The organism is Janthinobacterium sp. NKUCC06_STL (genome assembly GCF_019345455.1).
In the GTDB taxonomy this organism is placed as follows: Bacteria; Pseudomonadota; Gammaproteobacteria; order Burkholderiales; family Burkholderiaceae_D; genus Janthinobacterium; species Janthinobacterium rivuli.
In genome coordinates this window covers 266,392-290,618 of the sequence record NZ_JAHKQY010000007.1, presented here as the reverse complement: position 1 = coordinate 290,618, position 24,227 = coordinate 266,392, and the positions used below count along the sequence as shown (strand labels likewise).

The window sequence follows — 24,227 nt, the reverse complement described above, 5'->3', positions numbered from 1 at the left end:
TGGACCTCAGGAAGTGACGGCGACAAGTTCGAGTTTCAGTTCACGCATGCCGGACGGGACATACACCAGCAGCGACTGCGCCTGCAGCATGCGTTCGTACATCTGTCCCTTGGCCTCGATGGTGAAGTAAAACATGTCGGGGCGCACCGGCACGGCGGCCGGCACCTGCGGCGCATGCTGCAGGCGCACTCCGGGCAGGGCGGACAGGACGAATTTTTCCACGTCGTCCGGCGCGCCCACCTTGAAGCGCAGCGGCACCACGTCGACGAGTTCCACGCCGGCCATGTCGGCCGACACGCCCAGGTAGAACGCCGTCTTGGCATCGATCTTTTCCGAGTCGAGCTTGCCGTGATGGTAGGACGGCTTGGTTTCCGTCAGCGCGATGGCGAAGTATTTCGACGAGATCACGGTGTCGAGCAATTCGCGGATCATGGCGTGCAGCTGGGCGAACGCGGGACCGGGATCGGCATGCCGGTACGGCGGCAGGTCGGCCAGCGCATGGCTTCTTGAAAAGGTCATCAAGCCGCCCGCCAGGCCCAGCAGCTGTTCGTACAGCCGCTCCGGATGCAGGGCCGGATGATGGAAATAATGGCTGAGCGAGGCGTAGGCCGCGCTGGCCGTATGCAGCAGCCAGAACGAGGACATGTCGCCGGAGCGGAACTCGATCACGCTCTTGCTCGGCTCACGGTGATGTCCATACAGCGCGTTGACCTTGGCCTGCAGCGCGTCGATCAGGCGGCGCAGCTGCAGGAACAGCAGGGGCGCGCTGCGGATGGACAGGCTGGGCGGCACGAAGGCCGGATCCTGCTCGAAGCCGCCCGTCGACAGGCGCCGCAGGCGCAGCAGCGGGAAGCTGACGTAGGAATCGCGCGGTTCGGCATCGGCGACCAGGCGCAGAGTTTTTTTCAGGTAGGTCAGTTCGGCCTGCGCGGCCTGGGTGTACAGATCCGGCGTGCTCAGATTGGCCTGGGCGTAGCGCGCCGCGTTGTTGGGCTGGCCGCTGGCGGCGAAGTTGCCGCCGAACGGCTTGAACGCCGGCAAGGCGGCGTGAAAGGTCACCGATTGCAAGGACGACGGCACGTTGCCCAAGTCCAGCGCGTCGGGTAGTTCATCGCTCCCGGCGGCGTTGTAGATTTCGCCGTCCTGGAAGACCAGCGACAGTTCCAGCAGGCGCAAGCTGTTGTTGGCCAGCGCATCGCGGTCGATCTGCAACTGGTTTACGCCCCACGCATACGGATGCAGCGCCTTGACGCTTTCGTGCAGGCGCTGTTCGTGGTACTGGTCTTGCTGCTGGAAATGCTGGGGCCGCAGGAACAGCCCTTCGCCCCATAACAATTTGTTTGCCATGCTCATGGATTGCCCTCTATGCCAGACACAGTGAGGCGCGGCAGCGACTGAAAAATCATGCTTCGCATCGCGCAAGGTGGTGCTTTTTTCGCAACTGCAGGAACCTTAACATTATCTTGAATAATGGCGCGTACTGTACGTTTTTGGCGTGAGTAGTGTGAGTTTTCGCGTATTTTCTATCGAACGCAGTGAATTTTCAAATCATGTTACGCTCCGAAAAATAGATAATTAGCAACTATAAAAAGCAACTTTTCAGTTCCCCAAACAGTCTTCTTTTTTGAAGGAATGCTCAACATGACACGCTCGGTTTCGTTACGCACGCTTGCAGTTATCGCCTGTGCTTTTGCCCTCAGCGCCTGTAGTACGGCGCCGGTGGCCAAAGCGCCGCCCGTCGTGGCGTCGCCGACGCTGGAGGAGCTGATGGCCAAGGCCACGCAGGCCGTGGACACGGGCAACAAGGCGGCGGCGCTGGCGCTGTGGCAGGAGGCCGCAGCCGCCGCGCCCGCCGACAAGCAGCCCTGGGTGCGCATGGCGCAAAGCCGCTACGATGCCGGCCAGTACGGCGAAGCCATCCTCAACGCCCAGGAAGTGCTGGTGCGCGATCCTGCCGACAAGCTGGCCAACAGCGTGATCGCCATCAGCGGGCTGCGCCTGTCGACGCGGGCGCTGGCTGACCTGAGCCGTCAGAACAACCTGTCCGGTCCGCTGCGCGCGGAATCGCAGGATCTGGCCAAGCTGCTGCGCGAGAGCCTCGGCGAAACCGTGCTGGTGCCGCCGCCGGACAAGCCGCCCGTGCGCGCGTCGCGCAAGCAGCCAAGCAAGCGCACTGCCGACGAGGGCAGCGCCAATCCATTCAATGCCCTGAAGTAGTCAGCCAGGCACAGCTACGCCGCAGTTCAACAGGCGCATCGCCGATGCCGCCAATATTTGGAAGGGGATGTCATGTCGAAGAAAGATAGTGTGCAGAAGCGCTTGCAAAAGGTACGCCCGCCACGCGTGCAGATGACGTATGACGTCGAGATCGGCGACGCCATCGAAAACAAGGAGCTGCCCTTCGTGGTCGGCGTGGTCGGCGATTTCGGCGGCAATTCCGAACTCGAACAGAAGCGCCTGAAGGACCGCAAGTTCGTCGATATCGACCGCGATAATTTCGATGAAGTGATGAAGGGCATCGAGCCGCGCGCCACCTTCCGCGTGCCGAATGAACTGGGCGCCGGCGGCGACCAGTTCGGCGTCGAACTGAAATTCCGCTCGATCGCCGATTTCCGCCCGGAAGCGGTGGTCGGGCAGGTCGAGCCGCTGCGCAAGCTGCTCGAGGCGCGCACCAAGCTGGCCGACCTGCGCAACAAGCTGGCCGGCAACGACAAGCTGGAAGACATCCTGAATGACGTGCTCAACAGCACGGAAAAACTGGCCCAGCTGGAACAACATTCGCACGTCAGGAAAGATTGATATGTCCGCACAACTGACCCCCGCATTGAGCGCCGCCGGCGCCGCCGAAATCGATTTGCTCGACCAGATCGTCGAGCAGAGCAAGGTGGCCAAGTCCAGCGTCGAACACGCCCGCGCCAAGGATCTGATTTCCGAACTGGTGAGCCAGGTCATGGATGGCACGGTGGTGGTATCGAATAACCTGGCCGCTACCATCGATGCCCGCGTGGCCGAACTGGACCAGCTCATTTCCGCGCAGCTCAGCGCCATCATGCACGCGCCCGAATTCCAGAAGCTGGAAAGCAGCTGGACGGGCCTGCATTACCTGGTGAAGAACACGGCCACCGGCACGAACCTGAAAATCAAGATGATGAACGCGACCAAGCGCGAACTGGTCAAGGATTTCCAGAGCGCGCTGGAGTTCGATCAGTCGACCATGTTCAAGAAGGTCTACGAAGAGGAATTCGGCACCTTCGGCGGGGCTCCGTTCGGTACCTTGCTGGGCGACTTCGAATTCAGCCGCCAGCCGGAAGACATGTATTTCATCGAACAGATGTCGCATGTGGCCGCCGCCGCGCACGCGCCGTTCATCTCGTCCGCGTCGCCGGAACTGTTTGGCCTGGAAAGCTACAGCGATCTTGGCAAGCCGCGCGACCTGGCCAAGGTATTCGACACGGTCGAGTATGCGAAGTGGAAATCCCTGCGCGAATCGGAAGATTCGCGCTATGTAGGCCTGACCTTGCCCCGCTTCCTGGGCCGGCTGCCGTTCAATCCGCTCGATGGCGCCACGGTCGACGGCTTCAATTTCGTCGAGGACGTCGACGGCACCGACCACCAGAAATACCTGTGGTGCAACGCCGCCTACGCGTTCGGCACCAAGCTGACGGCCGCCTTCGAGGATTACGGCTGGTGCGCGGCGATCCGCGGCGTGGAGGGCGGCGGCCTGGTGGAAGACTTGCCGACGCATACCTTCAAGACGGACGAGGGCGAGGTGGCACTGAAATGCCCGACCGAGATCGCCATCACGGACCGCCGCGAAAAGGAATTGAGCGACCTGGGCTTCATCTCCCTCGTGCACTGCAAGAACACGGACTATGCAGCGTTTTTCGGCGCCCAGTCGGCGCAGAAGGCGAAAAAATACAATACCGACGCCGCCAATGCGAACGCCGTGCTGTCGGCGCAGCTGCAATACATCTTCGCCGTGTCGCGCATCGCCCACTACATGAAGGCCATGATGCGCGACAAGATCGGCAGCTTTGCCGCCGCCTCCAACGTGGAAGATTTCCTCAACCGCTGGCTGACGCAGTACGTGCTGCTCGACGATAACGCCAGCCAGGAACAGAAAGCCCAGTTTCCGCTGCGCGAAGCCTCGGTGCAGGTGGCGGAAGTGCCGGGCCGGCCCGGCGTGTACCGCGCCGTGTCCTTTTTGCGTCCGCATTTTCAACTGGACGAATTGTCCGTTTCACTCCGTTTGGTCGCGGAGCTTCCGCAGTCGACCAAATCGTAATGTATTTTTCTTCACACCCTTGAAAGGAATGACATGGCAATCGACGTATACTTGCAAATTGATGGCATCAAAGGCGAATCCACGGATAACAGCCACAAAGATTGGATCGAATGCAAGTCGGTCCAGTGGCAGGTGTTGCAACCCAAATCGGCGACCGCCTCGACGGGCGGCGGCCATACCGCCGAACGTACCGAGCACAAGGATATCGTCATCGCCAAGATGGCCGATCTCGCCAGCCCCTTGCTGCTGCAGACTTGCTCCTCGGGCAAGACCATCCCGAAAGCCAAGCTCGAGTTCCTGCGCGCCGATGGCCAGGGCGAGCGCATCAAGTACTTCGAAATCGAACTCGAGAACGTGATGATCAGCAGCGTGGCGCCATCGGTGGCCGCGGGCGACATACTCGGCGAAGACCTGGCGCTCAAGTATTCCAAGGTCAAGTGGAAATACACCCAGCAAAAAGTGGGCGGCGGTTCGGGCGGCAACACCTCCGGCGGCTGGGATCTGTCGGCCAACAAGACGGCCTGATCGTATCTGACCGCGTACGCCAGCGGCGCGCTCTGCCGCCGCTGGCTTTCCTGGCCGCCGGCAGCGGCGTCCACGCCAGCCATGAAACGGGAAACCCATGAAAGGTTTTACGCCGGGCCTGTTCGACCGCCTGATGGATACGCCCGTGCACGGCGCCTCCAGCGGCACCGTCTCGCGCCTTTCGCTCGAGGACTTGAAAGACACCGTGGCGCGCGATCTCGAAGCGCTGCTCAACACGCGCGCCGTGCTGCCCGAGGCGCTGCTCAAACCCTTTCCCGAATGCGGCAAGTCGATCATCACGTACGGCTTGAACGATTTCGCCGGGCTTAGCCTGTCGAGCACGGACGACCGCGCCTATATCTGCCAGTGCCTGGAAAAGGCCATCGCCCGCCACGAGCCGCGCTTGCGCCAGGTACGCGCATCGCTGGAAATCGAGGAAGGCTCGATCAACCGCCTCAATTTCGCCATCAGCGCGCTGCTGGTGGTGCATGCGGCGCACGAACCGGTCAGCTTCGACGCCATCCTGCAGCCTTCCAGCCTGCATTACACGATCAGCAAGGGACGCCGCGCCGCGTCCACGGGAGCCTGAGCTTGGACGAATTGCTGCCTTACTACGAGCGCGAACTGGGTTTCCTGCGCCGCTATTCGCGCGAGTTTTCCGAGCGCTACCCGAAGATCGCCGGCCGCCTGCTGATGGGCGGCGAAGTGTGCGAAGACCCGCACATCGAGCGCATGATCCAGTCGTTCGCGCTGCTCAATTCGCGCATCTCGAAGCGCATCGACGACGATTATCCCGAATTTACCGAAGCGCTGTTCGAAGTGCTGTATCCGCATTACCTGCGGCCGTTTCCGTCGTGCTCGATCGCGCGCATGGATTACGCCGCCGCCGCGGCGCAGCTGACGGCGCCGGCGGAAATCGCCCGCGGCACGGAGCTGACGACGCGCCCCGTGAAAGGCGTGGCCTGCACCTTCCGCACGGCCTACCCCGTGACGGTGGCTCCGCTGGCGCTCACGCACGCGGCTTTTTCCGCCATCATCGAGGCGCCGGAACAGGTGCTGCTGCCGGCGAATGCCACCTCGGGCGTGCGCATCACCATCGAGTCGAGCGCGGCGCAGTTGTCGCCGGGCCAGCTGGGACTGGCGTCGCTGCGCGTGTTCATCGATGGCCAGCCCTCGTTTTGCGCGGCGCTGCGCGACGCCTTGTTCATGCGCACCGTGAAGGCCTACGCCGAGGCGGACGGCAGCGGCAGCTGGGTTGCGCTCGACGGCATTCCGGTGCGCAGCGCCGGCTTTGCCGAGGACGATGCGCTGATCCCGTTTTCCGCCCGCTCGCATCCGGCCTACCGGCTGCTGACCGAGTATTTCTGCTTTCCCGAAAAATTCAATTTCTTCGACATCGACCTCGGCGCGCTGTGCGCCGCGCTGCCGTCCGGCTGCCGCCGCATCACCTTGCACCTGGCGCTGAGCGGCTTGCGCACCGATTCGAACACGGCGCGCCTGCTGGGGACGATGAACACGCACAACCTGCTGCTGGGCTGCACGCCGGTGGTCAACCTGTTCCGCCAGCGCGGCGAGCCTATCCGGCTCACGCACACGGCCGCCAGCTATCCCGTGCTGGCCGATGCGCGCCGCGCCTATGCGTTCGAGGTGCAGTCGATCGACTCGGTCAAGCTGGTGCGGCAGACGCCGCAGGGCGAATCCGTGGTGGAATTTCGTCCCTTCTATTCGCTGCGCCATGGCGAGACCCCGGCCAGGGATGGCCACTACTGGGTCATGCGGCGCGACGAGATCCTCGCCGGCAAGAGTCCGGGCTACGAGACGCAGATCTCGATCGTCGACATCGATTTCGATCCGGCAGCGGTGGAAACGGACACGCTCAGCCTGGAGCTGAGCTGCACCAACCGCGACTTGCCGGCGCAGCTGACTTACGGCTTGCACGGCGGCGACCTGTTCCTCGAAGGCGGTTCCAGCGTGCGCAGCATCAGCCTGCTGCGCAAACCCAGCGAGTCGCACCGTTTCGAACGGGGACGGGGCGCCCACTGGCGCTTGATTTCGCATCTGGCGCTGAATCACCTGTCGCTGGCCGGCAGCGGCCTGGAAGCGTTCCAGGAAATGCTGACCCTGTACGACTTGCCGCGCTCGGCCACTTCGCAGCGGCAAATCCGCGGCATCACGGCCATCGCCCACCAGGCCGTCAATGCCTGGCTGCCAGGCAATCCCTTCGCCTGCCTGGTGCGCGGCGTCGAAGTGCGGCTGACGATAGACGAAGAGGCCTTCGTCGGCAGCGGCATCCACGCCTTTGCGCATGTGATCGAGTGCTTCCTGGGCTTGTATGTGCATGCGAACAGCTTCACGCAACTGGTGGTGCTGGCCAAAAAATCAGGAGAGGAGCTGTGGCGATGCAAACCACGCAGCGGCGATTCGAGCCTAGTGTAATCGAGCGCCTGTTTGCCCAGCCTTGCCGCTTCCAGTACTTCCAGGCGGTGCGCATGCTGGAGCTTTGGCTCAGGCGCAACGGCTTGCCGCACGACGATGCGGTGGCCAGTTTCCTGCGCTTCCAGAATTCCGTCTCGCTCGACTTCGCCCCCAGCCAGATCGAGGCGCTGGCGCCGGAACCGCGCGAACTGGCCACGGACGCCAACGCTCTGGGCACGGCGCTGCGCGGCGGACAGCTGAAATACGTGCGCGTCACGCCGGCCTTCATGGGCTTTCTCGGCGTCGCCGGCGCGCTGCCGCTGCACTATACGGAACGCATCGCCACGCACCAGCTGTATGAAAAGGACGAGGGGCCGCGCGCCTTCCTCGACACGTTTTCGAACCGCGCCCTGGCCCTGTTCTATGAAGCGTGGCGCAAATACCGGTTGGAACTCAAATACCAGCTCGACGGCAAGGACCAGTTCCTGCCGCTGCTGCTGGCGCTGGCCGGGCTGGGCAATGCCTCGCTGCGCCAGCGCCTGGCGGGAGATGGCGCCGGCGTGCTCGATGAATCGGTGGGCTACTTTGCCGCCGCCATGCGCCACCGGCCGCCGTCGGCCGTGCTGATCGGCCAGGTGCTGTCCGAGTATTTCGGGCAGCGCATCGCCGTCAGCCAGTTTGTCGGCTGCTGGTACGACGTGCCGCGCGAGCAGCAAAGCACCTTGGGCGGCAGCAACGCCCTGCTGGGCGCCACCGCCATGGTCGGCGCGCGCGTCTGGCAGCGCGACTTGCGCCTGCGGCTGACCATCGGTCCGCTGGCCCGTTGCCACTTCGACGCCTTCCTGCCTGGCGGCGCGGCCGCCCTCGCGCTCGAGAAGATGCTCGCCATGTTCACCGGCTTGTGCCTGGAATACGAAGTGCAGCTGGTGCTGCGCGCCGCCGACGTGCAGGGCATTGCGCTGACGGTGCCGCGCAGCGGCGGGCGGCTGGGCTGGGACAGTTTCCTGATCACCGGCGGCGAGGCGCGCGACCGCGCCGATGTCCGCTATGAACTGCATGCGCAGGCTTGACCTCGCGCTTCTCCATTGATTTCGCCAACCATTACCCGACAAGGACCGCCGCCCCATGAGCATCAACCTGAAAACCCTGATCAGCAAGTTGAACGACACCTGCCGCACGGCCGCCACGCGGGCGGCCAGTCTTTGCGTCGGCCTGGGGCAGTATGAAGTCGACCTGGAGCACGTTTTCCTCGCGCTGCTGGAGCAGCCGCGCAGCGATTTCGTGCTGATAGCGCGCAGGAGCGGCGTCAGCGTGAGCATGCTGGAAGCGGATTTGCGCGCCGAAGTGGCGCGCCTGCAGACGGGCAACACGCGCACGCCCGTGTTTTCCGTGCGCCTGCCCAAGCTGTTCGAGCATGCCTGGCTGATCGCTTCGCTCGATTTGCGCGCCGGGCGGCAGGTGAGCATCCGCAGCGGTCATTTGCTGCAGGCGCTGCTAACCGAGCCGGAACTGGCACAGCTGGCCTACCGGGGCTCGGCGCTGTTCCACGAATTCAAGCTCGACGAGATCAAGCACGGGCTCGACAAGCTGACCGAGGGGTCGCAGGAAGCCGGCGAGGCGGCGACGGGGCAGGAGGATGCGGGCGACGCCGGCGGCGATCCCGTGGGGGAACTGGCCGGTGCGGCGACGTCGAAAACGCCGGCGCTGGACCAGTTCACCGTCAACCTGACGGCCCGCGCGCGCGCCGGCAAGGTCGATCCCGTGATCGGGCGCGACATGGAAATCCGCCAGGCGATCGACATCCTGATGCGGCGGCGCCAGAACAATCCCATCCTGACGGGCGAGGCGGGCGTCGGCAAGACGGCCGTGGTGGAAGGCCTGGCGCTGCGCATCGTGCAAGGCGACGTGCCCGACATTTTGCAGGGCGTGGAAATCCACACGCTGGACATGGGCCTGCTGCAGGCCGGCGCCAGCGTCAAGGGCGAGTTCGAGAACCGCCTGAAAAACGTCATCGCCGAAGTGGGCAAGAGCGCGCACGCCATCATCCTCTTCATCGACGAGGCGCACACGATGATCGGCGCCGGCGGCAGCGCCGGCCAGAACGATGCGGCGAACCTGCTGAAACCGGCGCTGGCGCGCGGCGAGTTGCGCACCATCGCCGCCACCACCTGGGGCGAATACAAAAAATATTTTGAAAAGGATGCCGCGCTGGCGCGCCGCTTCCAGGTCGTCAAGATCGAGGAACCGAGCGAAGAGCTGGCGTGCGCCATGTTGCGCGGCATGGCGCCGCTGATGGAACAGCATTTCAAGGTGCGCATCTTCGACGAGGCGATCACCGAAGCCGTGCGACTGTCGCACCGCTACATCGCTGGCCGCCAGCTGCCGGACAAGGCCATCAGCGTGCTCGATACGGCTTGCGCCAGGGTGGCGCTGGGGCAGAGCGCCACGCCGGCCCTGCTCGACAGCGTGGCGCGCCGGCGTGAGCGCATCGATGCGGAAGCCTCGGCCCTGGCGCGCGAGGAGAGCGGCGGCGCGCGCCACGGCGCGCGGCTGCAGCTGCTCGAGGCCGAACGCGGCGCCGCCACGCAGGAACACGCGCAGCTGGCCGCGCGCTGGGACAGCGAAAAGGCGCTGTCGGAACAGATCCAGGCGATCCGCCGCCAGCTCGAGGAGGGCACGCCGGCCGACGCGGGCCAGGGGCGCGAGCTGCTGGCGCTGCAGGCCGAACTGGCGTCGCTGCAGGGCGAGACGCCGCTGGTGCCGGTGCAGGTCGACGGCCACGTGGTGGCGGAAATCGTCGCCGGCTGGACCGGCATCCCGCTGGGCAAGATGGTCAAGGATGAACTCAAGACGGTGCTGCGGCTGAAGGATTTGCTGCAGGAGCGCGTGCTGGGCCAGCCCCACGCGATCGAGGCCGTGGCGCAGCGCGTGCGCACGGCGCGCGCCAACCTGGACGACCCGGACAAGCCGAAGGGCGTGTTCCTGTTCGTCGGCCCGTCCGGCATCGGCAAGACGGAAACGGCGCTGGCGCTGGCCGACGTGCTGTATGGCGGCGAGCGCAAGCTCATTTCCATCAACATGAGCGAATATCAGGAAGCCCACAGCGTGTCGGGCTTGAAGGGTTCGCCGCCCGGCTATGTCGGCTATGGCGAGGGCGGCGTGCTGACCGAGGCCGTGCGCCGCAATCCGTACAGCGTGCTGCTGCTCGACGAGGTGGAAAAGGCGCATCCCGATGTCATGGAGCTGTTCTTCCAGGTCTTCGACAAGGGCGTGATGGACGATGCCGAGGGACGCGAGATCGATTTCAAGAATACCATCATCATCCTGACCTCGAACGTGGCGTCGGCCAGCATGATGCAGGCGTGCCTGAACCTGCCGCCAGAGCAGCTGCCGACGCCGGAGCAGCTCGAGCTGGCCATCCGGCCGCAATTGCTGAAGGTCTTCAAGCCCGCGTTCCTGGGGCGCCTGAAAGTGATCCCCTTTTATCCGCTCGGCGACGATGTGCTGGCCCGTATCATCGGCCTGAAGCTGGGCCGCATCGCCGCGCGCATCGCCGCCAATCACCAGGCCGAGTTCCTCTACGACGAGGCGCTGGTCGAGGCGGTGCTGGCGCGCTGCACCGAAGTCGATTCGGGTGCGCGCAATGTCGACAATATCCTGAATGGCAGCCTGCTGCCGGAAATCGCCGAAGCCGTGCTGGCGCGCATGGCCGAAGGGCAGGGCATCAGCCGTATCAAGGCCAGCGCCGGCAAGCAGGGGCAGTTCCGGTATACGATCAAATAGGCGGCAAGCCGCTTCAGTGGCCGCTGCCGGGCGCGATGCCCAGCAGCTCCTCGATGTGGGCCAGCGAGGCGCCGTCCTTGACCACGCCGCGCAGCCATTCGTGCAAATTCTGTTCGCCCGCGTTGGCGGCCTTGTCGGCGAAGTACGAGACGGGGCTGTGCGGCTCCGTCTGGCGGAAGTACTGCGCCACCTGGCGCAGCTGCGCCAGCGCCTGGGCGCGGCTTTGCAACTCTCCGGGCGCCGCCGGCGGCAGCGCCGGCACGGCGGCCGGTGCCGCCAGGCCGACAGCCGGCACCGGTGCGGCGGCGACGCTGGCGGCAGGGATGGCTACGGCCGCGGCGGGCAGGGCCAGCTGCATCGCCTGCAGCGCCTCGCGCGCCAGTGAAAAGCCCGGACTATCCTTGCCCAGGCGGCTATCGGCGGCCTGTTCCAGCTCGGCCAGCGCGTCCAGGCAGAACTGGGCGTCGGCGGCAAAGGCGGCGCGGAACTGCGCCGACGTGGCGCGCCGCGCCGCCTCCATGTCCACCAGCTTGGTGCCGTTGACGCCGTCCTGGTTGCTGGCGGCCCGCTTGCGCGCCGTCTCGAAGTCGATGGTCGACCAGCCGCCCGATTGCTTGTCCGTCAGCGCCATGGCGCGCACCAGGGATGGCGTGCGCGCCAGGATCCAGCTCAGGTTGCCGATGCGCTGCTCGTGGTCGTCGCCATCGGGCTGCGGGTACAGGCCCAGGTCCCAGTACTGGCGCAGCAGGCCGGCCAGCAGGCGATAGCCTTCGCCCAGGCCGCGCAAATGGTCTTGCCTGGCGCTGGCTTCGGCCAGCCAGGCGGCGAGCCGCAAGTCCTTGCTCTTGTCGCCCAGCAGGGCGGCGCAGCGCTGCTGGACGAAGGCCCAGTCGGCTTCCTTCAGGTCGGTGACCCACTCGCCCTGGTCGAGCGTGGGGTCGTCGAACTTGCGCGCCTGGCCGATGGCGTCGAAGTCGGTGGAGAAGGACAGGTCGACGCCGCATGGCTGCTCGGCGCTGATGGGAAGTAGAAGCTGGTCGGCTGAAATCATGTGTGTTCTCGGCAGTGGGGCGGATGGCTTGCTGGCGGCATGGCGGCCTTACTGGACCATGCGAAATTCGATGCGGCGGTTGCGCGCGCGGCCATCGGCGCTGTCATTGCTGGCGATGGGACGGTCCGGGCCCTGTCCGGAAGCGCTGAGCAGGTCGCCGTCGATGCCTTTGCCGGCAAGGTAGGTCTTGACCGCCTCGGCGCGCGCCTGGCTCAGGTTCTGGTTGCTGGCGCGCAGTCCTTGGTTGTCGGTGTGGCCGATGATGTCCACCTTGCGGCCCGCCAGCTTGTGCAGCGCCGCGCTCATTTCGTCGAGGATGGCGCGGCCCGACGGCGTCAGCGTGGTCTTGCCGCTCTCGAATTCGATGGTGCGGTTGGCCAGCGCGCCGTCGAGGATGTTCTGCTCGGAGGCGGACACGCGCAAGCCGTTATTGACGGTGTACGTGGGATTGAGGCTGGTGGCGAAGTCGCTGGCGATCTTTTGCCGCTGCGCCTCGTTGGCCACTTCGCCGCGCACGCTGACCACGCTGCCTTCGATCTTCAGCTGGCCGCGGCGGATCTGCTTGAGGTCCGCCGTCAGCAGCTTTTGCACATAGGCGTTCCAGTTGGCCGGCTGCGCGACCTGGCCGACGGCGATCTGGTCGACCACCTTGTCGGCGCCGTACAGTTCGCGCAGGCGCACCAGCACGGCCGCCTTGGCCGCTTCGTCCGGCACCGTGCCGCTGGCCAGGACCTGGCCCGGCTGCGGCGTGGCGGCGGCGGGCGCCGAGACAGTGGCCGCCGGCGCGGCGGCGCTTTGCGCGCTGGCGCCGGCCGGCGCGAAGACCAGGCTGAGAAGGATGGCAAGGCGGATGTGGCGCATGATCAGGTCCCGATGAAGGCGGCACGAAACGTGTCGTGCGCCGATTTGAGTGACAGGTTGGCCTGCGCGAGGTAGCTCGAGGCTTTCTTGATGGCGTAGTCGCTGTCGGCGTGTTCCTCGACCCAGGCCAGGTCGTCGAAGGCGATGTGGTGCTCCAGCGCCGCCTGCGGTTCCATGATGGCGTGCAGGGTTTGCGCCGAAGCGCCGCAAAAGCCCAGTACCAGCGCATGGCGGCCGCGGATGCGGGTGATGAACAGCGCCAGTTCGAAGTCGGCGCGCGCCAGGAACGGGGAGATCAGGTGCATCCAGAAGGCCGCCACCAGGTTGCGGTACAGCGGGTCGGCCGGCAGCGGCAGTTCCAGGCTTTTTTCCAGCCGGCTGGAGCTGCTGGCCATGACGGGTTGCAGCAGCATGCCCAGGGCCAGCAGCACCTGGCGCACGGAACCGCCAAAACCCGTGGGCGCCAGCAGGGCGTCGAGCGCGCCCACCGTCTGCAAGGCGAGAAAATCGTCGAAGGCGGCCTCGTAGGCGCTGCCGCGCAAGTCCAGTTCGATGCTGGCGCCCGCGGCGGCCGCCGGCAGCGCGGCGCCGGCGGCCGCGCCGCACATCTCGGCGCTCAGGGCATCAAGGCGGTTCCACAGGCGCGACAGCACCAGCGGACTGGTCGGTACAAAGCCGGCCGGCTGCGCCACCTCCATGGCGCCCATCATCAGGAAGGGAAAGCGGCGCGACGAGGCATCGCTGCTGGCGGCGATATGCCCGGCGATGGCGCGGCCGCGGCGCGGGCCGATGAAGGCGAAATGCAGCGGCGGCAGCGCATCGTAGGTGAGCTTCCAGCGCGCATCGGCCGTCATCAGTTCCATGGCGTTGGCGAGCCAGTCATCGAGCATCTTCAGCAGGGGCGGATTGTCGCCGTGCTTGATGAAGTCGCCGCGGCTGGGGATCTTGCCGAAATAGCCGATCTGGGTAACGGTAGGGCGGCTCATGGCGTGTTCCCGGCGATGGCGGTGGCCGTTTCCGGCGCGCCGATGGCGACCGATTCCGGCAGTTTCAGGCCACGGAAACCCTGGTTGCCGGCGGAGGCGGCGGCCGGCGCGGGCGCGGTCACGATCTTCAGGTTGGCCGTCACGGTGACGCCGCTGTTTTCCCAGCTCAGTTCGAATACGCCGCCCTCCTTGCGCGTGCGTCTGGCCGAGTCGATCATCTTCTTCAGGCCGAAATGCCCCGGTTCGTTCAGCAGTACCACGGTGCGCCCTTCCGGCGTGATGGCGCTGATGCGCGAGCCGGGTACGCCCTGCGGGTTGGGCCAGACCATGTGCACCCAGGGCTGCGGCTGGCCGCGCCAGCGCAGCGCCTGGCCATCGATCTCGATCGTGTATTCGGCGGCGCCGGGCGCGCTCAGCGCCTGCAGGTCGAAGCGCGTTTGCGCTTCGGCGGCGCCGGCCGCCGTGGCCACGCCGTTGGCGCTGAGCGGGGCGACCCAGCCGGGCAGGCTGGCCACCACCGGCGGCGCCAGGGTGATGCCCATCGCGGCCCAGGTCCTGGCGCTGATGGCGTCGCCGCGCCGCACGACCAGCGGGCCGATGGTGGTGTTGAAGAACTTGGCGATGGCGCCTTCCGGGCCGAAGACCTGGCCGATGTCGGCATTGCTCGCCTCGATGCGCGAGTCGGGCGCGAACGGATATTTCGGCGCCAAGGTTTTCTGGAACGGTTCGAGCACCTGCGCCAGCCAGACCTTGTTGATCTCCGTTTCGGTCGGCTTGACGATGACGGCGAAGGTCTGCATCAGCGGGCGCACCAGCAGCGGGCGGATGGCCTGCTTTTGCTGGTCGCTCATGCCGGTCAGCATCTGCTCGTCCACGTACTTGAGCGCGTCGGCCAGCTCCGAGCCGTTGCCATCGAGCGTCTGCTGCATCAGCTGCTTGGCGCCGGGGCCCGTGTCGCCCTGGTTCTTGATCTGGTTGAAGCGCACGCGCAGCTTCGACAGGGCCGCCAGGTAGCCGCGCATGGGCGAGGCTTCTTTGTCGCGCGCCACCACCAGGCGCGCCACGCCCGAAAATTCGCGGCCGACGGGTCCCATCGGCATGGTGCCGCCGCCCTGGCCCGGCGCCGCGACTGCGGGCTTCTGGCGCAGCACCGTTTCGCGGAACCAGTCCATCGCCCCGCGCTGGGCGCGCTGCAAGCCCTGGCCCAGCAGCGAAGGATTGTCCCACGAGGTTTCCTGGTACACCGTCTCGATCAGCTTGTTGAGGGGCGACGCTTGCGGATCGCCGAGGCGGTTCATCGCCTGCGCCGCGTTGTCGAAACCGTTCAATTCGCGGATGCTCACGCCCTGGAGGAATTTCTGCCACTCCCTGGCGTAATCGGTCTTGTACAGTTCCACCAGCGCCTTCTGGATCTGTTCCGGGCTGCCTTCCAGTGTCAGGTCATCCTTCGACGCCGTCTTGAGTACCCAGTCGGCGCTTTGCAATTCGCGGTTGGCCGCTTCCTGGAACGCCTGCTGGATGTATTTTTCCCACGCGTCGCGCGTGAAGGTGCCGGGGATGGCGTAGCTGCCCAGCACCAGTTCCTTGTCCTGCTCGCCAACGATGCGCGCCACCGTCATCGACGGGAAGCGCGTGGCGGCGCGCGCCTTCACGTCCGCATACACGCGGTCGCGCGCCGGCATGCCGCGCACCACGCGGCGCAGGCTGTCGCGCGACTGGTCGGCCAGGGCCCGCTTGTTCTCGATCTGTGGCCAGGACGGATCGTCGATCTGCGTCAGGTAGAACGAGATCAGGCGCTCGGCGCTGCGGATCATCTGTTCGCGCGGCATGTTGCCCCGGTTGGCGTCGAGCCAGCCGCGCCAGTAGCGGGTCAGCTGGTCGTTCAGGTGGCCGGCCTCGGCGCGCGACTTGTCGCCCAGCATCAGGTAGGTTTTCAGGGCATTGTAGGCATCCTCGACATTCGTCGGCGCGGCATCCTTGAAGGGCTGGCTTGCCGCATTGACTGGCGCACTGGCTGGCGCACTGGCTGTGGTCGCGGCCGTCGTGCCGGCCGGCACGGCCGTCAGCGGCTGCAGCTGGTCGGCGCCCGCGTTCACTTCCGCCAGGAACGATTCCAGCGATTGCGCCACCGGCGCGAGCATGACTTCCTTGAGGCCGGAAAAATACTCTTCGCGCAGTTTGCGCTCCAGCAAATCGCCCTGGTACAGGCCCAGGCTGAGCGCCAGTGGCCGCTTGCTGCGGTACGCTTCCAGCTGCTCGATGCGGTCCTGCATGATTTCCAGGGCCTGGAAGCGCGACTGCAGATCCAGGCGCTTGTCCTGCACCTTGATGGCTTGCTCCAGGTCGGCCTGGACGTTGGCCGCCAGCTGGCGGTTGGCCAGATAGGACCAGCTCCAGCCGCCCAGCGCCAGGCCGGCCAGCGTGATGGCGGTGAAAAACGTGGCATAACGCAAGCGCGTCTTGCGCGGGCTGGCGTATTGCGCCACCAGTTCCCGGTCGGCGAAGATCACCTTGCGGAACAGGTTCAGCAGGAAGTAGCCGTGCTGGTCCTGTGCCTGGACAGCCTGGTGTTCCTGCGGCTGCGGCTTGAGGTCGAAGCGCTGCGCCACACGCTCCGACGAGGCGGAGACGGAAGCGCCTTCCTGCAGCGCGCTGGTGAAATAGAAGCCGCGGAAGACGGGCTTGAACTGGAACGGGTTTTCCTCGAACAGGGTGGCGATGAAGGCGCGCAGCGGCCCTTTCACGGAACTGAATTCCAGCGGGAAGGTGAACACGCCGGGCGGCATGCGCTCGCGTCCCAGCAGCGACATATTGGCCAGGCTGAGGTCCTTCAGGCCATCGTACAGCTCGTCGAAACGCTGGTCGAACTGTTCCAGCACGTCCTGCTTCGAGTTGTTGACGCCGTAGGGCAGGGTGGCGCCCCAGACCTTGTCGCGTTCGGCGCGCTCGGCATCGTGGAAAAATTCGCTGAAGCCGGTGATCAGGTCGGCCTTGGTGAATACCACGTACACGGGCGCATGGACTTCCAGCTTCTCCGTCAGTTCCTGCACGCGCTGGCGCAGGTTCTTGGCCAGTTCGATGGCGAATTCAGGCTTGCTGCCGGTCAGCTCGGCAATGCTGACGGCGATAATGATGCCGTTGATCGGTGCGCGCTTGCGGTGTTTTTTCAGCAGGTTGAGAAAGCCGAACCACTCGGCGCGGTCTTCATCGTTGATGGCGTAGCGTCCGGCCGTGTCGAGCAGGATGCCGTCGGTGGTGAAAAACCAGTCGCAGTTGCGCGTGCCGCCCATGCCTTGCACGATCTTGCTGTCGACAAAAGGAAACTGCAGGCCGGAATTGGCGATCGCCGTGCTCTTGCCGGCGGCGGGATTGCCGATGATCATGTACCACGGCAATTCATACAGCGCGGCATCGCCCGACAGCTGGCCCAGCCGCGATGTCTTGATGGTATTGATCGCTTCCAGCATGCGCTTGCGGATGGCTTCGGTTTCCTCGCGTTGCACCGGGCCGGCCTTGGGCGCGGCGCCGGCTGCCTGCTGCTCCAGCATGCTGTTGAAACTGGCGCCCTCGCGCCGGCGCCGGCGGCGGCGCAGCCACCACACGATGGCGCCCAGCAGCGCCGCCGCGGCCAGGAAGGGCAGCAGCCGGATGGCTGGCCAGTCGAAAATGACGGCGCAGGCGAACAGCAGCAGGATGGCGGCCGCGATGCCGAGGATGAGCAGGCTGGTGCGTGAAGTCAGGAAGTGCCAGAATCGTTGCATCATAGTTTTATCGTGTGCAAACCGTTAAGGTGCGTGAATGGGACGTCGCTGTGTATCAGGTGGTGCTGTGACTGTTTTGCGCGGGCGGACCAATGACGAGGGCGCCGCGCTGGAGTGGATCGAGGTTGCTGAAACATAAAACTTGCGCGCCGTCGTCGGCCGCCGCCTGCCGTGCCATGGCCAGGGCGGCCAGCGTCGTGACGGCGCCGCACTGGCCGCATGCGGCGCCGACGCCCAGCACCTGTTCGCCCAGGTCCAGCTGGGGCAAGAGGGCGCCGGCGCACTGCATCAGTTCGAGCATGCGGTTGGCGCGCTGGTCGGTATCGGCGCTGACCAGCGCGATGCCGGCCGTCGCCTCGCCGCCAGCCGCCGCCAGCGCCTGCCTGCCCAGGTCCGCCAGCATGTTCTTGTCGGCTGCTCCCCGCTGGCTGGCGCCTTGCGGCAGTTCGCCCGTGGCGGCGCGGTGCAGCAGGACTGGCGCCGGCTCGTCCAGCGGTGGCGCCGCGCCTGGGATATCCAGCAGCAGGCCGGCCGCGCCTTCGCCGGGAATCTGTCCATTCGTCTGGCTGGCGCTGAACAGCTGCTCCTGGCTCGCCAGGACATGCACGCGCAGCTCGCCCAGGTGCGAATCGCAGGCCAGCACGATGGACAGGCAGGGCGGCTGCGGTGGCGCCGCGTGGCCGGCAAGCTGGTTCAACAGGGCAAACGGCGCCGCTTGCCGGGTGGCCGGCTCGGTGGGCGGCAGCAATTGCTGCGCCGGCCACCCCTGTTCGTGCGCCAGATGGCGCAGCCAGGCGTCGCCGGCCTGGTGCTGGGCGGCGCTCCACGAGGCCGGCGTCAGCAGGTGCAGCCGCAGCATGGGCAGCGCGCTGGCCGGCGAGGCCGGAGCGCCTGCGGACAGCGCATGCTGCAGGGCTTCGTCCACCAGTTCGGCAAGCACCACGGCGCCCAGGGCCAGCGCGCGCAAGTCTTCCGGATTGAAGGGAAACGGTTCGCTGGCCAGGCCGGCCTGCGGATGCTCGCGCAGCCAGGCGGCCAGCAATTGCTGCTGCAGTTCTTCGTCGATGCCGTCCACCCTGGCGCACAGCAGGGGATAGCCGTCCGCATCGAGCAACTGGCCGTCGAGCGCGGGACGGCATTGGCGCGAGCGCATGGCGGCCAGCAATTCTGACGGCGTGGCGCCGCCCGGCATGCGCAGGCTGGCGGCCACGATATGCAGCGGCACCGCCGCCGCGGGAGGTGTCGCCGCCTCGGCCTGCAGGGGCGCGGCAGGGCTCGGCGCCGCCAGGGCTGGCCCGGCCAGCAGCCTGGCCAGCACTTTTTTGCCCAGCCACAGCATGAATAGCAGGGCCAGCGGCAGTGCCAGCATGGCGCCGGCCAGCTCGCCCGGCGTCGGCATGCGCGTGCTGTCGCGCCAGTAGGCGATGGCGCCCGTCCAGCTCAGCGCAAAGACGGACACGGTCAGCAGGCAGCGTCGCAACCAGGGGCGCATCAGCGGGCTCCTCCGCATATGGGCAGGGTCGTCATGCCTGGTCGGTGGTGGCTTGCTGGCTGGCGATCAGCAGCGCCCCGCAGCTGGTCTTGTCGCCGTGGCGCGCCACGGGCTTGCCATCGACGATGAGGCTGGAGTCGCCGCTGACGATGGGGCATACGCCATGGCCGGGCAGGGGACAGGCGACCTTGTCGCCGACCCGCGCCATGCCGATGCCGCCGCTGTCGCTCACCGCCGATGCTTCCAGCACGGTGCCGCCATGCGATGTCTTGTCGCCTAATCTGATTACCGGACCCGCCATACGCGCTCCCTTCAGTGTTTTTTCATGACGCCGGGCAGGCGCAGTTCCGTATGCCCGAAATCCATCATCTTCCAGCGTCCGCCCCAGGTCATGCCGACCGATTCGGCCACTTCGCCATACAACTGGTAGCCGCGCATGGCCCATGGGTCCTTCTCGGATATGACCAGCTTGCCATTGCGCAGGAAGGCGCAGTCGGCCGCCAGGCCGTACTGGTGCCAGCTTTGAAAGGCGGCCGCGTTGCTGACGTTGGGGCCCATGCCTGCCAACATGTCTTGCCGCTCGGGACTGCGGTAGCCTTCCAGCAGCGCCATCTCGTAGCCATGTTTTTCCTTCATGATCTTGAAGACCAGCAGCAGGCGCTGGGCGTATTCCACATTCAGCAAGGTCCAGTTGCGGCTGGCCGATACCAGCAGCGGACGCTCCTGGCGCACTTCTTCGGTGGCAAACACCAGCGGCGGCAGGTCGACGGGCGGCACCAGCTGCTCGCCCTGCAACAGGCTTGCCACCTGCGTATTCATTTCCCGCGTCGACACATCGTAGGCGCCCAGCATGGATTTGCTGTCGGCCATCAGGGCCAGCAGGGTCGGCAGGCTGATCGCGGCCACGCCCGCGAGACACAGCAGGTAATGACGGCGCAGCAGGTCGGCCGTGCGGGCCCACAGCGTGGCGCCGCGCAGTCCCAGGCTGGCCATGCCCGTCTGCCGGCGCCTGGCCACGCGCTGCAGGCAGGCGGCGAGGCGCTGCTCCGCGCCATCGACGGCGTGCAGCACGAAATCGCGCCCGGCAGGAAACAGGATCAGCCAGCTGATCAGGCATGCCAGGATGAAATACAGCGCTACCGCGAGTAGGAACACGCTAACCTCAATCAATAAATGTTTGGCTGCGGGGAACGGTGCTGTCCATCAGGGAAAACAGGGAAGCGATGGATATTGCCTGGAAGTATATCTTACAAAACTGATAATTAAGGGGGGCTTTTTCAATTGTGCGGGGGGTGCGCACTGTTGATTTTATGGCACGCGTCATGATTTTGTTGAATAGCGTAAAGTCTTGCAAATATTACAGGAGCGCACATTTTGCGAACTCATGACGATAGCCCCCGGCTCCCGGCCCGGCCCAGCCTGTTGACCCAGGCGCAGCAGGCGGAGGCCGACCGTAACCGCATCCTGACCACGCTCGAGGGTGGCAATACCGGCTCGCCCGTCAGGGCCAGGCGCGGCAGTCTGGCGCTGCGCGGGGGCATGGGCGCGGTGGCCGCGCTGCTGCTCTTGTTGGCCGCCGGCGTCTGGCTGGGCCAGCGCGGAGAACGGGCTGGCGACGACGCTGCGCCAGCTGCGCCGCTTCCCCTGCCCGCCGCCACCGCCGCACCCGCCGCCGTGGCGCCGCCGGCCGTCGCCAGCATCCATGACGAGGCGCCGTCCGGCGCGGTTGCACCGCAGCAGAGCCTGAGCGAGATGCTCGATGCCGGCGCGACCGCCACAGCCGCCACAGCCGCTGCCGGGAACGCGCGTGCCGCGCATCCCGACGATGTGCTGAGCAAGGCGCTGGAAACGCCATCGCCGCCACCGGCTGCCGTGAAACCGGCGGTCAAGGCCCCACGTCCTGCAGCCAAAAAGCCACCGGTGAAAGGGCCGGCTGCCACGCCCGCGCGCCGCGCCGAAGACAGCGATGTCGCCCTGCTGTCGGCCCTGCTGGCCCACACGCAGGCCGCGCCGGTGCCGAAGAAAACCGCTTCAGGCCTGCGGACCCAGTTGCAGCAATGCGCGACGCTCAAGCGCGACGCCGCCGTGGCCTGCCGCGCGCGCGCCTGCCAGGGCCATGCCGACAACGCGCAATGCAAGGCCGGGCAAGTTGCCGCGAAAGGCGGAAAATGAGTGCCGCCAGCGCCGATCAGGTCAACGCTTCCCTGGCTGGTTTCAGCAGCGTGACGCGGCTGTATGAGCTGTCGCTGGACGGCGGCGAGGGCGGGACGTCACAGTGGCTGGTGGAAGCGTTTGTCGCCGACGAGCAGTTGCAGACCGTGGGCGCGCGCGACATCATCGTGCTGTCCACGCAGGCGAATGTGGCGCTGGCGCCGTTGCTGGGCAAGCCGGCCGCGCTGCACGCCAGCCTGGCCGATGGCACGCGCACGCAGTTTTCCGGCTATATCAGTGCTGCGGCCATGCTGGGCAGCGATGGCGGACTGGCCCGTTTCCGGCTGCGCCTGACGCCGTGGCTATGGCTGTTGAGCCAGGTGCGCAACAGCCGCGTCTGGCAAGACAAGAGCGTGATCGAGATCGTCGACAGCGTGTTCCAGGCGTACGCGCCGCAAGCCGACTGGCGCTGGAGCGGCGACACGGGACCGTTCATGGCCGAGGCGCAGCCGCGCAGCTATTGCTGCCAGTACCGCGAGTCGGACCTGGCTTTCGTCACGCGCCTGCTGAGCGAAGAAGGTCTGGCCTGGCGTTTTGAAGAACATGAGGGCGGCCATTGCCTGGTGCTGTTCGCCGACAGCAGCGCCTTGAGCGCGGTGCCGGAAGACGCCAGCAGCGCGCAAGGCGGTGGCATCCGTTTTCATGGCGCGCGGGCCATGGAACAGGCCGATTCCATCCAGGCGCTCAGCCGGGCGCGCGTCTTGCGCACGGCGGTGGCGAGCGTGCTCAGCTACGATTACAAGGCCAAGAAAGCCGTCAGCGCCAGCGTGCCGACGCGGCTGGCGCCGGGCGGGAAAAACGCGCCCGCGCTGGAAAGCTATGACACGCCGGGCCAGTATTTCTATGCCAGTGCGGCCCAGGCCGAACGCTACGCCTTGCTGCAGATGCAGGCGATCGAAGCGCGCGGCGAGCGCTGGCAGGCGCGTTCGACCGTGCGCACCTTGCGTGCCGGCACGCGCTTTACCCTGACGCAAGGACCGCTGCAGCAGGATGGCGCCGAGGCGCCGGCGCTGGTGGTGCTGCGCGTGTGCAGCGTGGGCGTGAATAATCTGCCGGCGCCCGCGCGGCAGGGCCTGGCTGAACTGTTCGGCCCCATCCCCGAATTGCTGCAGGAAAGCCTGGCTGGCCAGGCGCTGGCGCCGCGCGATATCGCGCAATTCCAGCAAGTGATCGCGCAGGCGGCCGAGAGCGGCTATGCCAACCATATTGAAGCGATCGCGGCCGATACGCCATGGCGCCCCGTGCATGACGGCGGCGACGCGCGCCACCACCCGAAACCGACGGCCTGCGGCAGCCAGAGCGCCATCGTCGTCGGCGCCGACGGCGGCACCAGCGCCAGCGGCGGCAGCGAGATCCATTGCGACAAGCTGGGCCGGGTGCGCATCCGTTTCCACTGGCAACTTGACGGCAGCGCCACCTGCTGGGTGCGCGTGGCGCAGCGCTCGGCCGGCGGCGGCATGGGCAGCCAGTTCCTGCCGCGCATCGGCCAGGAAGTGCTGGTGCAATTTCTGGAAAACGATATCGACCGGCCCATCATCGTCGGCGCCCTGTACAACGGGCAAGGCGAGGGCGGCGTCGCGCCCACGCCGGGCGGCATCACGGACAAGCCTGCGGACGCCAGCGTCTTCGAGCCGGCGCGCGACCATGCGCCATCGGCGCAGGGCAACGTGGCCGGCGGCAACAGTCCGCTCTGGCATGGCGCGGCTGGCGGCAGCGCCGGTCACCGCAACGGCGCGGCGCAATGGGGCATCCGCAGCAAGGAATTCGGCGCCGCCGGCTCCGGCTCTGGCTACAACCAGTTGCTGTTCGACGATACCGACCAGCAGGGGCGCATCCAGCTCAAGAGCAGCCATGCGGCAAGCGAACTCAATCTTGGCCACCTGATTCATGCGGCCGACAATTACCGGGGCAGCCTGCGCGGCACGGGCGCCGAGCTGCGCACGGACGCTTACGGCGCCGTGCGGGCCGGCGCCGGGCTATTGATTTCCAGCTACCTCGTCAACCACGACGCGCAGGCGCGCGATCCGGCCGGCGACAATGCGCCCGGCATGGTCTTGCTCAAGCAGGCAGCAAAGCTGGGTGCAACCTTCAGCGCCGCCGCCGTCACGCACAAGACGGTCGCGTATGCCAGCCACCTGGGCCCGGCCAAGGCGAATGCCAGCGTGCTCGACGAAAAGGCGGCGCCCTTGCCCGCGTTCCTGACCAGCGTTTCCGGCATGCTGAGCCAGGAAAATACGGCCGCCGCCAGGCGCGACGCGGCGGACAAGCCGACCAGTCCCGGCGACGACAAGCTGCCGCACAGCAGCGACGCCATCATCGCCATCGCCGCCCGCGCCGGCCTGGGCGTGCTGGCGGGCCAGGATATCCAGCTGGTCAATGGCGAAACCACCTCCTTGATGAGCGGCCAGGACACCCAATTCGTCGGCGGCGGCCAGTTGCGCGTGCACAGCGGCCAGGCCATCGGCGCGCTGGCCGGCGTCGTCAAGGCGGGCGAGAACAATATCGGCCTGCAACTGATCGCCGCCAAACAAGCCATCGACCTGCAGGCGCAGGCCGACATGCTCAACGTGCAGGCGCGCGAGGAAGTCAATATCGTCAGCGCCGCCGCGCACATCGACTGGGCGGCGGCGAAAAGCATCCGCCTGTCGACGGCGGGCGGGGCGAATATCACCATCGAGGGCGGCAACATCACCGTGCAGTGCCCGGGCAAGATCACGGTGCATGCCGGCAAGAAGAGTTTTGACGGGCCATCCCGTGCAAGCTATCCACTGCCGGTAATGCCTCGCAGTATTTGCAAGGAATGTCTGTTAAATGCGGCCAGGAGCGGCTCGCCCTTTGCCGCGAAGGGGGAATGATC

The 24,227-nt window shown here is 66.3% G+C and carries 19 protein-coding genes; 10 read left to right on the top strand and 9 right to left on the bottom strand.

The window, feature by feature from the left end; translation table 11 throughout:
• Positions 1–6: 6 nt before the first annotated feature.
• Both tssK and KO539_RS21670 read right to left on the bottom strand, forming a co-directional pair.
• Positions 7–1,353: a type VI secretion system baseplate subunit TssK gene (gene tssK / locus KO539_RS21675; RefSeq protein ID WP_035817442.1), complete on the bottom strand. Its 1,347-nt coding sequence runs from the start codon at positions 1,351–1,353 to the stop codon at positions 7–9.
• Positions 1,354–1,553: 200 nt separating this feature from the next.
• Positions 1,554–1,775 carry a hypothetical protein gene (locus KO539_RS21670; RefSeq protein WP_219311680.1) on the bottom strand — a complete coding sequence of 74 codons (222 nt, stop codon included), beginning with the start codon at positions 1,773–1,775 and terminating at the stop codon, positions 1,554–1,556.
• Between KO539_RS21670 and KO539_RS21665 the strand changes: the two genes are divergently transcribed.
• The 8 genes from KO539_RS21665 to tssH all read left to right on the top strand — a co-directional run bounded on the left by KO539_RS21665 (position 1,768) and on the right by tssH (position 11,008).
• Positions 1,768–2,217: a hypothetical protein gene (locus KO539_RS21665; protein WP_225240734.1), complete on the top strand. Its 450-nt coding sequence runs from the start codon at positions 1,768–1,770 to the stop codon at positions 2,215–2,217. The two genes, KO539_RS21670 and KO539_RS21665, sit on opposite strands and share 8 nt — an antisense overlap.
• A 72-nt stretch (positions 2,218–2,289) precedes the next feature.
• Positions 2,290–2,799, top strand: coding sequence for a type VI secretion system contractile sheath small subunit (gene tssB, locus KO539_RS21660; RefSeq protein ID WP_035817446.1), 510 nt, complete (start codon positions 2,290–2,292; stop codon positions 2,797–2,799).
• A gap of 1 nt (position 2,800) precedes the next feature.
• Positions 2,801–4,285 (top strand): type VI secretion system contractile sheath large subunit, encoded by a 1,485-nt coding sequence (gene tssC / locus KO539_RS21655; protein ID WP_099664664.1) that lies wholly within the window; start codon positions 2,801–2,803, stop codon positions 4,283–4,285.
• Between the two features lie 33 nt (positions 4,286–4,318).
• Positions 4,319–4,810 (top strand): type VI secretion system tube protein Hcp, encoded by a 492-nt coding sequence (locus KO539_RS21650; RefSeq protein WP_035817450.1) that lies wholly within the window; start codon positions 4,319–4,321, stop codon positions 4,808–4,810.
• Positions 4,811–4,907: 97 nt separating this feature from the next.
• Positions 4,908–5,399: a type VI secretion system baseplate subunit TssE gene (tssE, locus tag KO539_RS21645; RefSeq protein ID WP_035817453.1), complete on the top strand. Its 492-nt coding sequence runs from the start codon at positions 4,908–4,910 to the stop codon at positions 5,397–5,399.
• 2 nt (positions 5,400–5,401) lie between these two features.
• A complete protein-coding gene (tssF, locus tag KO539_RS21640) occupies positions 5,402–7,246 on the top strand; it encodes a type VI secretion system baseplate subunit TssF (RefSeq protein ID WP_035817455.1) in 1,845 nt (614 codons plus the stop codon).
• Entirely contained in the window at positions 7,210–8,295 is a 1,086-nt protein-coding gene (tssG, locus tag KO539_RS21635) for a type VI secretion system baseplate subunit TssG (RefSeq protein ID WP_219311629.1), read from the top strand. Before tssF ends, tssG begins: the two co-directional genes overlap by 37 nt.
• Positions 8,296–8,350: 55 nt before the next feature.
• The gene (gene tssH, locus KO539_RS21630) at positions 8,351–11,008 is read left to right on the top strand and encodes a type VI secretion system ATPase TssH (RefSeq protein ID WP_219311627.1); all 2,658 of its coding nucleotides are present in this window, start codon (positions 8,351–8,353) and stop codon (positions 11,006–11,008) included.
• Between the two features lie 13 nt (positions 11,009–11,021).
• On the opposite strand, the gene tssA is transcribed toward tssH, so the two are convergent.
• From tssA to KO539_RS21595, 7 genes are read right to left on the bottom strand one after another with little or no spacing between them, the layout of a single operon-like run.
• The gene (gene tssA / locus KO539_RS21625; RefSeq protein ID WP_219311625.1) at positions 11,022–12,059 is read right to left on the bottom strand and encodes a type VI secretion system protein TssA; all 1,038 of its coding nucleotides are present in this window, start codon (positions 12,057–12,059) and stop codon (positions 11,022–11,024) included.
• A gap of 48 nt (positions 12,060–12,107) precedes the next feature.
• Entirely contained in the window at positions 12,108–12,920 is an 813-nt protein-coding gene (locus KO539_RS21620; protein WP_176391020.1) for an OmpA family protein, read from the bottom strand.
• A gap of 2 nt (positions 12,921–12,922) precedes the next feature.
• The gene (gene tagF, locus KO539_RS21615) at positions 12,923–13,906 is read right to left on the bottom strand and encodes a type VI secretion system-associated protein TagF (RefSeq protein WP_035817466.1); all 984 of its coding nucleotides are present in this window, start codon (positions 13,904–13,906) and stop codon (positions 12,923–12,925) included.
• Positions 13,903–17,667: a type VI secretion system membrane subunit TssM gene (gene tssM / locus KO539_RS21610; RefSeq protein WP_219311677.1), complete on the bottom strand. Its 3,765-nt coding sequence runs from the start codon at positions 17,665–17,667 to the stop codon at positions 13,903–13,905. Before tssM ends, tagF begins: the two co-directional genes overlap by 4 nt.
• A 55-nt stretch (positions 17,668–17,722) precedes the next feature.
• The gene (locus KO539_RS21605; RefSeq protein WP_219311623.1) at positions 17,723–19,159 is read right to left on the bottom strand and encodes a hypothetical protein; all 1,437 of its coding nucleotides are present in this window, start codon (positions 19,157–19,159) and stop codon (positions 17,723–17,725) included.
• A gap of 31 nt (positions 19,160–19,190) precedes the next feature.
• Entirely contained in the window at positions 19,191–19,460 is a 270-nt protein-coding gene (locus KO539_RS21600) for a PAAR domain-containing protein (RefSeq protein ID WP_035817470.1), read from the bottom strand.
• 11 nt (positions 19,461–19,471) lie between these two features.
• The gene (locus KO539_RS21595; RefSeq protein ID WP_219311621.1) at positions 19,472–20,314 is read right to left on the bottom strand and encodes a M15 family metallopeptidase; all 843 of its coding nucleotides are present in this window, start codon (positions 20,312–20,314) and stop codon (positions 19,472–19,474) included.
• A 267-nt stretch (positions 20,315–20,581) separates the two neighbouring features.
• Here KO539_RS21595 and KO539_RS21590 point away from each other — a divergent pair, with 267 nt between their 5' ends.
• Positions 20,582–21,331, top strand: a complete 750-nt coding sequence (locus tag KO539_RS21590) for a hypothetical protein (protein WP_219311620.1) — start codon at positions 20,582–20,584, stop codon at positions 21,329–21,331.
• On the top strand, positions 21,328–24,225 hold the full coding sequence (locus KO539_RS21585; RefSeq protein WP_219311618.1) for a type VI secretion system Vgr family protein: 2,898 nt from the start codon (positions 21,328–21,330) through the stop codon (positions 24,223–24,225). Before KO539_RS21590 ends, KO539_RS21585 begins: the two co-directional genes overlap by 4 nt.
• Positions 24,226–24,227: the final 2 nt, after the last annotated feature.